Source organism: Methyloceanibacter sp., from assembly GCF_035650995.1.
GTDB lineage: Bacteria > Pseudomonadota > Alphaproteobacteria > Rhizobiales > Methyloligellaceae > Methyloceanibacter.
Genome location: NZ_DASRGO010000122.1, coordinates 1 through 10,213, shown reverse-complemented (window position 1 = coordinate 10,213; position 10,213 = coordinate 1). Strand labels below are relative to the sequence as shown.

13 protein-coding genes are annotated in these 10,213 nt (G+C 64.8%); 7 read left to right on the top strand and 6 right to left on the bottom strand.

The window, feature by feature from the left end:
• The 5 genes from VFB18_RS09150 to VFB18_RS09130 form a co-directional block, all read left to right on the top strand.
• Positions 1 to 825 (top strand): efflux RND transporter periplasmic adaptor subunit (locus VFB18_RS09150; RefSeq protein WP_324973913.1); only part of this gene is annotated, 825 nt, incomplete at its 5' end.
• On the top strand, positions 822 to 1,511 hold the full coding sequence (locus tag VFB18_RS09145; protein WP_324973910.1) for an ABC transporter ATP-binding protein: 690 nt from the start codon (positions 822 to 824) through the stop codon (positions 1,509 to 1,511). The genes VFB18_RS09150 and VFB18_RS09145, both read left to right, overlap by 4 nt.
• Positions 1,508 to 2,740: an ABC transporter permease gene (locus VFB18_RS09140; RefSeq protein WP_324973907.1), complete on the top strand. Its 1,233-nt coding sequence runs from the start codon at positions 1,508 to 1,510 to the stop codon at positions 2,738 to 2,740. The genes VFB18_RS09145 and VFB18_RS09140 overlap by 4 nt, the downstream gene beginning before the upstream one ends.
• Before the next feature lie 97 nt (positions 2,741 to 2,837).
• On the top strand, positions 2,838 to 3,137 hold the full coding sequence (locus tag VFB18_RS09135) for a hypothetical protein (RefSeq protein ID WP_324973904.1): 300 nt from the start codon (positions 2,838 to 2,840) through the stop codon (positions 3,135 to 3,137).
• A gap of 16 nt (positions 3,138 to 3,153) precedes the next feature.
• The gene (locus VFB18_RS09130; RefSeq protein ID WP_324973902.1) at positions 3,154 to 3,387 is read left to right on the top strand and encodes a hypothetical protein; all 234 of its coding nucleotides are present in this window, start codon (positions 3,154 to 3,156) and stop codon (positions 3,385 to 3,387) included.
• 53 nt (positions 3,388 to 3,440) lie between these two features.
• Here the strand turns inward: VFB18_RS09130 and VFB18_RS09125 are convergent, their stop codons facing one another.
• Positions 3,441 to 3,701, bottom strand: coding sequence for a hypothetical protein (locus tag VFB18_RS09125; RefSeq protein ID WP_324973899.1), 261 nt, complete (start codon positions 3,699 to 3,701; stop codon positions 3,441 to 3,443).
• Positions 3,702 to 3,921: 220 nt separating this feature from the next.
• Between VFB18_RS09125 and VFB18_RS09120 the strand changes: the two genes are divergently transcribed.
• A complete protein-coding gene (locus VFB18_RS09120; RefSeq protein ID WP_324973896.1) occupies positions 3,922 to 4,530 on the top strand; it encodes a septal ring lytic transglycosylase RlpA family protein in 609 nt (202 codons plus the stop codon).
• 156 nt (positions 4,531 to 4,686) lie between these two features.
• On the opposite strand, the gene VFB18_RS09115 is transcribed toward VFB18_RS09120, so the two are convergent.
• Positions 4,687 to 5,106, bottom strand: coding sequence for a polymer-forming cytoskeletal protein (locus tag VFB18_RS09115; RefSeq protein WP_324973894.1), 420 nt, complete (start codon positions 5,104 to 5,106; stop codon positions 4,687 to 4,689).
• A 610-nt stretch (positions 5,107 to 5,716) separates the two neighbouring features.
• Here VFB18_RS09115 and VFB18_RS09110 point away from each other — a divergent pair.
• Positions 5,717 to 6,067 carry a hypothetical protein gene (locus tag VFB18_RS09110; RefSeq protein WP_324973892.1) on the top strand — a complete coding sequence of 117 codons (351 nt, stop codon included), beginning with the start codon at positions 5,717 to 5,719 and terminating at the stop codon, positions 6,065 to 6,067.
• A 15-nt stretch (positions 6,068 to 6,082) separates the two neighbouring features.
• Here the strand turns inward: VFB18_RS09110 and VFB18_RS09105 are convergent, their stop codons facing one another.
• From VFB18_RS09105 to VFB18_RS09090, 4 genes are all read right to left on the bottom strand, one after another.
• The gene (locus VFB18_RS09105) at positions 6,083 to 6,571 is read right to left on the bottom strand and encodes an isoprenylcysteine carboxylmethyltransferase family protein (RefSeq protein ID WP_324973889.1); all 489 of its coding nucleotides are present in this window, start codon (positions 6,569 to 6,571) and stop codon (positions 6,083 to 6,085) included.
• A 119-nt stretch (positions 6,572 to 6,690) separates the two neighbouring features.
• Positions 6,691 to 6,918 carry a hypothetical protein gene (locus VFB18_RS09100; RefSeq protein ID WP_324973887.1) on the bottom strand — a complete coding sequence of 76 codons (228 nt, stop codon included), beginning with the start codon at positions 6,916 to 6,918 and terminating at the stop codon, positions 6,691 to 6,693.
• Positions 6,919 to 7,026: 108 nt separating this feature from the next.
• Positions 7,027 to 7,254 (bottom strand): hypothetical protein, encoded by a 228-nt coding sequence (locus VFB18_RS09095; protein ID WP_324973885.1) that lies wholly within the window; start codon positions 7,252 to 7,254, stop codon positions 7,027 to 7,029.
• 114 nt (positions 7,255 to 7,368) lie between these two features.
• Positions 7,369 to 8,619, bottom strand: coding sequence for an adenylate/guanylate cyclase domain-containing protein (locus tag VFB18_RS09090; protein ID WP_324973883.1), 1,251 nt, complete (start codon positions 8,617 to 8,619; stop codon positions 7,369 to 7,371).
• Positions 8,620 to 10,213: the final 1,594 nt, after the last annotated feature.

Genomic DNA, 10,213 nt, shown 5'->3' with positions numbered 1-10,213 from the left:
CAGGTCGGGCAGACCGTGGCGGCGAGCCTTCAGGCACCGAAGCTGTTCACCATTGCCCAGGACCTCAACCATGTGCAGATCCAAGCGCAGGTTGACGAGGCCGATATCGGGCAGATCGCTAGCAACAACGACGTGAATTTTACCGTCGATGCCTATCCCGATGTGACCTTCCACGGAAAGGTCTCGCAGATCAGGCTCGCGCCGACCTCGCTCAACAATGTCGTGACCTATACCGTGGTGATTGATGCCGACAACCCGCTCGGCCGGCTCCTCCCCGGCATGACCGCGAATGTCGAGATCGTCACCGGCGAGCACAAGGACGTCGTTACCGTGCCCAACGAGGCGCTGCGCTACCAGCCGCGCGGACCGGCCCAGGCGGCGCTCGTGCGCGACGGTCTCTCCACGGGCATCGTCTCTCTCGGCGAGCGCGGCAGCCGCCTCATCGAACGGCTCAGAACCGAGCTCGAGCTGACGCAGGAAGAAATCGACAAGATCAAGACCGCGCTCGACGCCGAGTTTGCCGCCATCAAGAATGCCGGACCACCGGGTACAGGCGCGAGCCAGGACGAGATGCGCGAGCAGGCCCGCATGCGCATCGCCAAGGTGCTCCGCTCGGTGCTGACCGCCGATCAATACAAGAAGTTCGAGGAAATGGCGCGGCAGAGGCGCGGTCCCTACCGCGTGACGCTCTGGACCTATGAGAACGGCCTGCTCGTGCCGCGCGAAGTGCGGCTCGGTCTCGCCGACGGTAATGTCACCGAGGTGGTGGAAGGCCTGCCCGAGGGCGCCAATGTCGTGGTTCGCGTGCGTGAGGGGGGCCAATGAGCTCTGGCGTGCCGCAAATCATGGCGCGCGATCTGGTCAAGACCTACCGGCTCGGCGGCAGCACGATCGGCGCGCTGCAGGGCGTCAGCGTCGAGGTCGAGCGCGGCGAGTACCTCGCGGTGACGGGAGCCTCTGGCTCCGGCAAATCGACTTTCATGAATCTGATCGGCGCGCTCGACACTCCGACCTCGGGCTCGCTCAAAATCGAAGGCCGCGAACTGGGTGCGTTGTCCTCCGATCAGCTCGCCGCCTATCGCAACGAGAAGATCGGCTTCGTATTCCAGACCTTCAATCTGCTCGCGCGCACCACCGCGCTCGACAATGTAGCGCTTCCCCTGCTCTATTCCCGCCACGGCCATGACCGCGCGCGCGAAAAGGCCAAAGCCTGCCTCGACAAGGTGGGACTGGCGCACCGCGAGAACCACCAGCCCTCCGAGCTTTCAGGCGGCCAGCAGCAGCGCGTGGCGATCGCCCGAGCGCTCGTCAACGATCCACACATCCTCCTCGCCGACGAGCCGACCGGGGCGCTCGACAGCCGCACCACCGAAGAGATCATCGATCTGTTCGAAGAGCTGAACGAAACCGGCATCACGGTGATTCTCGTCACGCACGAGCCCGACATCGCCAAGCGCGCACGGCGGCGTGTCACCTTTCGCGATGGCAGAATCGTGGACGACGCGTCGTGAATCCTCTCGTCGCTCTCAAGGTCGCGGTCGATGCTCTGAGGATGCATGCGCTCAGGAGCTTCCTCGCCATGCTCGGGGTGATCATCGGCGTCGCTTCAGTGATTGTCATGGTGTCGGTGGCGAGCGGCGCGGGCGAGGCCATCGAGGCACGCATCAAGTCGCTCGGCACCAACGTGCTCGTCATCATGCCGGGATCCTTCACCTCGGGCGGACGGCGCGCGGGAGAAGGCACGGCGCTCGCCCTGTCGGAGGGCGATCTGGCCGCCATTCGCGCAAGAGTGCCGACCGTGATCGGCGCCGCCGGCATGGTGAGCGGCACGGCGCCGATCGTGGTCGGCAACGTCAACTGGACCACGCAAGTGATGGGCGTCAACGAGGACTATCTCGAGGTGCGCGACTGGCCGATTGCCGAAGGCAAGCCGTTCAGCGAGGCCGAGCTTCGCTCCGGCGCCAAGGTGGTGATCCTGGGCGCCACCACCCAGCGCGAGCTGTTCGGGAGCGCGTCGGCGGTCGGCGAACAGGTGCGCATCAAGAACGTGCCGTTCACCGTCATCGGCACGCTGACGCCCAAAGGGCAGTCCGGCTTCGGCACCGACCAGGACGATATCGCCCTTGTCCCGCTTTCGACCGCGCGGTTGCGCCTGTTCGGAGCCGAGCAGACCGTGCCCGATAATCTCAGGACCATCATGGTCGAAGTGGCGTCGGCCGAGGCGATGACCGACGCTCAAGAGGAAATCGAAACTCTCCTGCGCGAGCGGCGCCATGTCAGAGCCGGAGCGCCCGATGATTTCCAGGTACGCAATATGGCGGAGTTCATCCGCGCGCGCAGCGAGACGCAGAACATCCTCTCGCTTTTGCTCGGTGCCACGGCGGCCATCTCGCTTGTCGTCGGCGGCATCGGCATCATGAACATCATGCTCGTCTCGGTCACCGAGCGCACCAAGGAGATCGGCTTGCGCATGGCGGTCGGCGCGAGGCGGCGCGATATCTTGAACCAGTTCCTGATCGAGGCGGTGACGCTGTGCGTGACCGGAGGGCTGATCGGGCTCCTGATCGGCGGCGGCGCGGCCATCGCCATGTCGATCTGGGGCGATTGGCCGATCGCGCTCAAGCCCGGGCTCGTGTTCATCGCGCTTCTGTCGGCGGGCCTGGTCGGCGTGTTCTTCGGCTATTACCCGGCGCGGCGGGCGTCGCTGATGAATCCGATCGATGCGCTCCGCTATGAGTAGCGGCGCGCGGGATGGGAGGCCTCACTGTTTCTCGTGGTGACTTGCGCTATGGTCTTTGACTTTCGCGCCGGATCCAATCCCGAGGAGCACGACCGCCATGAGCCTACAAGACATCGATCCCTTCATCGCGCTTGCCGTCCTCGGGGCGACGGCCTTGACGGATGCGGTCTACGTAATGTTCACCAACGCCGTGGTCAGGCGTCGCAGGCTGCCCGCGGCGAGCTGGAGCAGCATCTGGTATCTGCTCTCCTCGTTTGCCGTCATCAATTACACTCACCACTGGTTCTACGTGCTGTTCGCAGCAGCGGGCTCCTTCATCGGCGCCTTTGCCTCGATCAGCTTCTTGCATCCAGGACCCTCCTACCCCACCCAGCCGCCAGGCTCTTCACCGGCGTGAGCGCGCGAGGCGTCCCATGAGCGACTGGACGCTTGGCGACGTCAAGGCGCGCAACATGGAGATCGTTGCGCTCTGCGAGCAAGAGGGCTGCCGCCATCTCTTTGCTTTCAACCTTGACCAACTCATCGAAGGCGTGGGCGCCGATTACAAGCTCGCCGACATCCCGCCCATGACCTGCCCGGCTTGCGGCGCCGGACCGCTCGTCATCCGCCTCTCCTTTGCTGAGCCGCCGCCCGAGCGCGAAGGCTGACATCCGAGAAGGCGAATCGTATCAGGAATTTGCCGGTGGGGATTAAAGCTCGCTCATCCGCCCGACAGGCGCCGCTTGTTGGCCCTCACGATCCGGCGGTAGTGGCGCACGATCGAGGCGAGCGAGTCGCCAGCGGCGAGGCTTGCGGCGGCATCGGCAAAGGCGATGCTCTTCTCGGCAAGCATGCGGCGCGCCTCGCGCTCGGCATGAATGCCGCCGGCGGCAATCCGCAAGAGCCGCAAGCCCATCACTTCCTGCGCTTCGGCGCAGAGCAGCGCCGAATCGAAGGCGAAGTCCATCCACATTCTCAGCATGATTGTTCCCCCGCTTTGGCCCGCTTCTGGTGGGCGAGTCCCCGTCACAAAATCTACACGGAACGAGCGAGCCTGTCGCGCCCGGTTGTGGCAGCGCGGCTCGGCACCGCCGGCGGTTCGTTGCCCGAAAATCGCCCATTTTGCACAGCCTCTAGCCTCAACCGGAACGGTCTTCGTGCTTGAGACGTTCTGTCGAGGGTTAGTCAGCAGGGACTAAGCTGTGACCGACGCATCCGTTTCGCGTGCGCCGAAGAACTGTTTGATCGCGTGCATGGTTGCCGCCGGCACCGCGGCTCTGCTCGCCTCGATCTTCCTCGCAAACCTGTACCGGTCGGAGCCGCACCAAGCCTCACGCCTCGCGCACGCGACTCCCCCGCCCGTCATTCGCGAAACGTCGATCGCCAAATCAGCGAGGACGACAAAGCCCCTCATCGAGACCGCGCTCACGCCGCAGGCGGTTGCGCCGCCGGCAACGGAGGGAGTCGAGACGCCCAAACCAAAATCCGCGCCGGGATTCAAGCCCGAGACGGGGCGCGCCTCCTGGTACGATCTTGCCTCGGCAACGGCGAGCGGCGAGACGATGGATGGCGACGATCTCACCGCGGCGCATCCGACGCTACCGATCGGCACGCGTGTGCTCGTCGAGAATCTCGACAACGGGCGCTCGGTAATCGTGCGCATCAACGATCGCGGGCCGTTCACCCGCAACCGAATCATCGACGTCTCGCGGGCAGCAGCTGAGAAGCTCGGCATGGTGGCGAAGGGCGTCGCTCACGTGCGCGTGAGCCGGATCGATTCGATCGAGGCCAGCATATCCGCCTCGCAGTAATTCAGTCGCATCGTGTTTGCATGCCTCCGCTCGCGGGGAGGTCCGACTTCGCGCTCATGCCGTCGAGCAGCGGAGCGGTAGCGCATCGGAAGTGCGCGAAGCCGTGCTCTCCCCCAAGGGGAGAGCCGACTCCACCCACGCTTAAAGGCATTGCCCCTACGCCGCTGAGGCCGGGGCTGCGGCGCGGCCGTTGGCCGCGTCTCGCCTCAGCTTGAGCCCTGCGAACTTCTCCGAATGCTGGGGCATATTGCTGGCCGGCGCACGCACCGAGCGCCCGTCGAAAAAGGCCCCGGGCTCCACGGCGAGTGACTGATGCTGGATGTCGCCCACGACATGCGCGTGCGCCTTGAGCACGACCTCGCCGCCGCGAATGGGGCCCTCGACGCGCCCGTTGACGACGACCGTGTCGGCATCGATGCCGCCCGCGATCGACGCCTTCGGCGAGACCACGAGCGAGGTGCAGTGCAGATCCCCCTCGATATGGCCGTTGACCTCGACCAGCCCCTCGGCCGTGACCGAGCCCACGATTTTGAGCCCTTCGGCAATGATGGTGCCGCGACGCTTGAACAGACGCATGATGACCCCCTGACGCGATACGAGTGACGCTATATTACGCCGCTCCCCTCGTTTCGGGCCGGTTGCCGCGGCCCTGGACGCAAGAAAGCGCTGACGCACAACTTGGGAGGAGGGCCGAAGGTTCCGAAGGTTTAGACCTTGGAGCCGCGTCCGAAGGCTTAGACTTTGGAGCCGCGGTGGTCTTGCCGTCTGCCATTGTGGCTTTTCGGCAACGACTCTGACTTATTCAAGCTTGCTTCAAGTCTGCCTTGAAGCTGCCCGACAATCGCCACGCTCGCGCGGCTAACCTTTTCGCACTTGGATTCGCGCGTACGAGAGGGAAAATCGTAAGCCTGAAAACGGGGGGAAGCCCGGCTTGACGGCCGGGCTTCACTTTTTCGCACAGGCCTTTGCGATGCAAGCCGCGGCTTGGAACGCAGGGAGCCTCGCCCCTCCTGATCAGCAGAAAAAGAAGAAGCCCCGACGGGGGGACGGGGCTTCTTCGGTTCCTCGGGGGAACATGGTGACGGGAGGGAAGCCGTCACGAGCCCCTTGCATAACACCCAAGACGTTGAGAACAACCCCTTCAATCATGAACATTTTGTCATGAATTGAGGAGAAGCCTGGCCCGATGCTGACGACGCGAGACTTGGGCGGGGGGCTCACATGGCGCCTCCTCTTCGCCGCGCTCTCCGGCTCGCTCGCGGTTTCCGCCTGCTCGTTGCAGAGCCCGGAGCCTGAAACGCATTCGAACATGCTCGGCTTGACCGAGAAGCAGATCTTGTCCTGCCTGGGCGCCCCCGCGCAGAAATCGACGCAAGGGGGCGCCGATGTGTGGTCGTATCCCGACGGCCAGTCCTGCTCGGTGCGCATCTCGTTTCTGTACGGGCGGGCGAGCCATGTGGGTTATGTCGGGCCCAATGGTCAGGAGCTCGGGCCAGGGGCCTGCCCTTTGGTGGGCGAGCACTGCGCCTTGCGCTAGAGGGCGGCCGGGGGCTTAGAGCTTCCAGCCGTAGCGCGGGACTGAGCGCTTGTAGGCGAGATAGGTCGCGCCGAATTTCGCCTCAAGATAGCGCTCCTCGCGCAGGACCACGCCGTAATGGAGGAGAACAAACGCCGGCACGAGCAGGATTGCCATCCAGTCGGAGCCGAGCGCGAGCGCAAGACCAAGGATCGCGATCAGGCCGCCGACATAGACGGGATTCCGCGAATGCGCGAAGAGGCCGTCGGTGACGAGCGCATTGGTCGGCTGATCGGGGCGGATGTTGGTGCCGGCAGCCTCGAAAGCACGCCGCACGCGGACGGGAAAGGACGCGCCGAACAGAAAGAGTGCAGCGCCTATGACAATACGAAGGACGCGCGGCAAAGCGGCCATGATCCCGAGCGGCAGGAGATAATCGAGCAGAAGCCCGAGCACGAGCACGCCAAGGAGGATAAGCGGCGGAAAGACGATCACGCCCGGGGTGTCGCGTGTCTCGACTGGCATGGATCCACCCTCCCCCTTCGCTTCGCGTGCGAGGGCTAAGGCCCGCCCGAGGGCCAATTCAAGACGGGAAATCGTCGATGGCCGGGGACGAGCCCGGCCATGCCGATGGGTCGCCGGGGTCAGCAGCGGCTGCCGAGGGTGACGATGCAGGCAGCGCCGCGGCCGACGCCGCGGGCCACCGCGACCGTGCCCTTGGCGGCGCCCTTCACAACATAGCCCGTGCCGTAGACGACGCCTTTGGCGGCGCTTGTCGTGACGTTGTAGGCGCCCTGGATGGGGCGTACCTCGGCCGCGGCCGGAAGCACCGAGGCGGCGAGGAGAAGACTGGCGAGGATCGATGCACGCATATGGGTTTCCCTTTCAGCTCGAGTTGGCTGGAACTTGTGGCCGGGAGTGTGGCCGAAACTTCCTGCCTTGAGCTTAACGCGCGCAGAAACCTGACCTTCCCCGTGCCGCTAGCAGCGGGTGCCGAGCGTGAACAGGCAAACCGCGCCGTGTCCGATGCCGCGGGCGGCCGTCACGGTGCCGCGGGCGATGCCACGGCCGGCTTGGCCCGCGCCATGAACCACGCCCTTGGCGGCGGTCGCCGTGCCATGGACGGCGCCGGAGACCGGATGAACCCTCGCTTGGGCAGGGATGATGAGGGCGGCGACGAGGAGCGCCGCGAGAAGCGATGCACGCATGTTCGTTGCCTCTAAGCTTGATGGACTGAATACAAAACGGCGAAGCCAGGAGGAAAGTTCCGGCTTGCCTGTCGTGCCGGCGAAAGCGGACATCAGCAGTCGCCGCAATGACACTCAATTCCGTGCCCTGTCGAGCGCCCAGAGGCGGCGGACCGAGGGGATGCCGCGCAACTCGTGCTCGCCCAGGTCGGCAAGGTGAAGGCGGCCGAAGAGGCCCTCGCTCTCGAGCGGACGCGCGAGCCGCGAAGCGGCGGCGTCGCTCACCACCACTTCCCGCTTCAGCAGCTTGGCCATCTCGGCGGTGCGTTCGACCTCGTTCACGCTCCGGCCGATGATGCCGAATTTGAGCCGCTCGGCGGTGCCGGCGTTGCCGAACACGACGTCGCCGAAATGAATGCCGATGCCGAAGGCGATCGAAGCGGCGCGGGCGTTTCCTTCCGCCTTCAGCTCGGCGAGGCGCGCATGCGCGCTCGCGGCGGCACGGAGCGCCGCGGCGCAGGCCTCGGCTTCCCCAGGCCCGTTGACCCCGCTCGAGGGGAAGAAGGCGAGGATCGCATCGCCGATGATGTCGAGCACCTGGCCCCCCTCGTCCATGACGGCGCCGGCGGCGCAGTCGAAATAGACGTTGAGAAGATCGAGGAAAGCCTCGACGGGGAGCGCGTCGGCAAGCCCGGTCGAATTGCGCAGGTCGCTGTACCACAGGGCGGCGGCGAGCCGCTCGCCCGCGCCGCGCTTGATCAGGCCGGAGAGGATGCGCCCGCCGATCAAGGGGCCGTGAAAGGTGTTGAGCGCGTTCCGCGTGATCTGGTCCTTGATGACCACTCTGAGCGCCAGCGCGAGCGGCGAAAGCACTTGGCGCATGGCGGCAATATCGGAGTTGCTGAAGCCCGACGGGCTTCGCGTCGACCAGGAGGTGCCGAGCCCCTGATGGGTCTCCGGCGTCATCGGCGCATCGCCGAAGGAGACGATCATGGCGAGATAGTCGGTGAAGCCGCGCGCCTTCAGCTCCGTCAGCAGGGGATAGCGCGCGACGGTCTCGTCGCTGTCGATGCGGAGCCTGAGCTCGGAGAGCCCGTTGCCGAGCATGTAATAGAACGGGCTCAGACGGAACGAGGAGCCGTCGACGTCGATCTTCTCGTAATAGGACACCTCGACGCCGGCCGTGTCGGTCCAGGTGATGCTCATGCCGTCGAACAGGGGATGCAGGATGCGGAAGCCGACCTGCATGCGGTCGAGCGGCACGCCCGCCGAAACGAGGCGCTGCATCGCCCCCTCGACGAGGTGGGTCACCGGCTGGTCGGCGAGACCCGAGGCGATGATGGCGGTGGCGATGTCGGCCCTGGCCTGGACGGCGGCTTGCTCCATGCGGCCCTTATCCAGCCGGCACGTGGCGATTTCGAGACGGTTGTGGCCGGAAGAGCTCCCGCTACACGCTCCATACCTTCCCCTCGTGGGGAGGTCGACGCGCTGAAAGCGCCTCGGGTGAGGGTGTGGCGTCAACATCGAAGGACTCACGATTCACCCCACTCGGATCGCGTCCCGCGATCCGGCCTTCCCGTCAAGGGGAGGCATGGAGCAAGGGGAAAGGCTCTGCATCGATCACCATCTCCTTGCTTCGTCATGGCCGGGCGCAGTTCCGGCCAGCCACGTCTTCTTTGCCGCGCTTCCCAATTCGTGGATGCCCGGCATTTCGGCCGGGCATGACGAGTGGAAATCAGACGCGATCAAACGTCACCGCGGCGCACATCGCGTCCGGTCTATGCTCATTCTGTCCCTTCCTTCGAGACCGACCTTCGGTCCTCCTCTGGCAAGAGGAAGGGAGCGGCGCGCCGAAAGACGCAAACCTATGGTCTCCGTATCCGTCGCCGGACACGGCGGGCGCCTCTCGGCGCGCCACTATGCGGCACTTGTCGAACGCCGGGCCGCGCGTTTCGTCTGGATCGCGCCTCCCGCATCAGCCGCGGCGCTCATGCGCTCAAGCAGAGACGACCTTGCTTCGCCCCGCCAAAGCGGGCTTCGCGAAGGCGGGTCGGCGCGAGCCAATCCGTCAGCCAGCTCCTGGCGGGGACTCGTAGTGGTCCCGGGCGGAGCCCCGGCGTCCGCCCGAGTGCCCGATCCGCGTGACCGGACCCGCGGGCGCCGCACTCCGTCCCGCTATCCCGAACGCCTCGCGAAGCGCCCTTCAGTGGACGGAGCGGGGCCAGGATAAGGGCGCGCCGAGAAGCGGGGATAAGATTTTTGGGTAAAGCGTGGACCCGAGTAATTCCACTTTCCCCTACGGGGGTTAGACCTTCCGATTCCGGAGGTAAGGACGGCGTATGCTTGCTCAATTGGGAAAGGAGGAACTCAGCTTGAGCGCACTCTGGGAGGCAGGAATAATTCCTTTCGAAGGACGCGAACGTGACGGCAAGGTCGCATCGATTATGGCCTCCAGGCGCATCCTGATACGCTGATCCCCCCGATCATATTGGCGGAGGTTCAACAACATTCGTTCGGCGAGATTAGATGGGACACGTCTTCGAAGCGCCCTAAGCTCTTCCTGGTGGCAGTGCTCGGTGGTTTTCCCGCTTCCGCAAGGGCACGCGCTGCGACGTTTGCGACTCGGCTTGGCCAGAACCGTCAGCCACGAGCAAACGAGGGTGCGCTCGGTTTTAACGCCGAGCACTTCAGCGTATGCTTCGAGCATCCCTGCAACGCCGTGTGTCCTCTCTCCAAAGCGCCACTGACCAGTTAGTTCGTACAGTGATTGGCTTAGGAAAAACTCCCTTACTGGCCCGCTTAGGAACGCGGCAAACGAAGTGTCTGTAGCCTCTGCTAGCCATTGCTCCCAGACACCTAGACAACAACTTCCGTCGACACTTATGTGCCTTTCAATCTTTCGAGGAATACGGCCGCCCGTTTCCGTGACAAGAGGTTCCGCATTCGGATAGGTAGAGCGGATCTCAATCCGAACCTCAAA

Excerpts from the sequence above, each read along its gene's own strand:
- VFB18_RS09100 (WP_324973887.1), bottom strand. The coding sequence starts at position 6,918 with ATGCGTGCATCGATCCTCGCCAGTCTTCTCCTCGCCGCCTCGGTGCTT.
- VFB18_RS09130 (WP_324973902.1), top strand. The coding sequence starts at position 3,154 with ATGAGCGACTGGACGCTTGGCGACGTCAAGGCGCGCAACATGGAGATC.
- VFB18_RS09115 (WP_324973894.1), bottom strand. The coding sequence starts at position 5,106 with ATGCGTCTGTTCAAGCGTCGCGGCACCATCATTGCCGAAGGGCTCAAA.
- VFB18_RS09090 (WP_324973883.1), bottom strand. The coding sequence starts at position 8,619 with ATGGAGCAAGCCGCCGTCCAGGCCAGGGCCGACATCGCCACCGCCATC.
- VFB18_RS09095 (WP_324973885.1), bottom strand. The coding sequence starts at position 7,254 with ATGCGTGCATCGCTTCTCGCGGCGCTCCTCGTCGCCGCCCTCATCATC.
- VFB18_RS09145 (WP_324973910.1), top strand. The coding sequence starts at position 822 with ATGAGCTCTGGCGTGCCGCAAATCATGGCGCGCGATCTGGTCAAGACC.
- VFB18_RS09105 (WP_324973889.1), bottom strand. The coding sequence starts at position 6,571 with ATGCCAGTCGAGACACGCGACACCCCGGGCGTGATCGTCTTTCCGCCG.
- VFB18_RS09135 (WP_324973904.1), top strand. The coding sequence starts at position 2,838 with ATGAGCCTACAAGACATCGATCCCTTCATCGCGCTTGCCGTCCTCGGG.
- VFB18_RS09125 (WP_324973899.1), bottom strand. The coding sequence starts at position 3,701 with ATGCTGAGAATGTGGATGGACTTCGCCTTCGATTCGGCGCTGCTCTGC.
- VFB18_RS09110 (WP_324973892.1), top strand. The coding sequence starts at position 5,717 with ATGCTGACGACGCGAGACTTGGGCGGGGGGCTCACATGGCGCCTCCTC.